Source organism: Empedobacter sp. UBA7611 (genome assembly GCF_002484365.1).
GTDB classification, from domain to species: Bacteria; Bacteroidota; Bacteroidia; order Flavobacteriales; family Weeksellaceae; genus Empedobacter; species Empedobacter falsenii_B.
Window position 1 is genome coordinate 1 of the sequence record NZ_DLJR01000060.1, and the last position, 373, is coordinate 373.

A 373-nucleotide genomic window follows, 5' to 3' on the forward strand; every position below is an offset into this window, starting at 1 on the left:
AGCTCCACAGGAGCTTCTCCTCTTAATATCAAATTTTTAATTTCAAATGTTTTTGTGTCAAGACTTCCCCAAAGGGTACATGAATTCATTTAAAATAGAATTAATAAAAACATGAATAAAAATGAAAATAAGATTCTTCGACAAACCCAGAATGAATCTAAATAAATCGTCAAGCTGAATTCATTTCAGCTTCTTATTATCGTCAGTCAGAGTGGCGTTTACAAAACGTTGTATCGAAGACTTAGACGATAAATAACGAATGACAAAATCCATTGTTAAAAGTGAATTTGAATTTAGAAAAAGAATAAAGAACTGGCATTAAAACTCTCACGTTAAGAAAATGTTTGAATGTAGCGTTAAAAAGGTTTTAGCC